General features: G+C 43.7%; 1 pseudogene. It reads right to left on the bottom strand.

Annotation, left to right across the window (positions count from 1 at the left end):
- Positions 1 to 299, bottom strand: a pseudogene (locus CWB98_RS23740) (YfiR/HmsC family protein); the annotation flags it as partial.
- Between the last annotated feature and the right edge of the window lie 40 nt (positions 300 to 339).

The raw sequence follows: 339 nt of genomic DNA, 5'->3' as shown, positions 1-339 counted from the left end.
ATTTTTCCATCAAAGTATGTGATGTCACATTGCCGAGAAAGTTCATCATTTTGTGAACTTTTACTGAGTTCGGTTATGGCAATTGGTTGTCCACGTATCAATAAGTTCTGTTGTTGCGCAAGAAATGCACCAGGCCCTTTGCTTAAGTTAGTAAAACAATAGCGCACCGAATCAGACTGAACATGAGTAAAGTCGATAAACTTGGCTATTTGAAAAAGCAGCGCCGAGCGCACTTGATCGGGCGTTCCTGCTTGCGCAGATAGGCTGCACATCAAGGCGGCTAAACAGACTACACGCATACTACTGTACCCCACTTAATGGGATCTGAACTATGAAGTG

Origin of the sequence: Pseudoalteromonas rubra (assembly GCF_005887115.1) — a bacterium.
Classification (GTDB): domain Bacteria; phylum Pseudomonadota; class Gammaproteobacteria; order Enterobacterales; family Alteromonadaceae; genus Pseudoalteromonas; species Pseudoalteromonas rubra_F.
The sequence above is the reverse complement of the archived record's forward strand: the minus strand, read 5'-3'. Positions and strand labels throughout refer to the sequence as shown.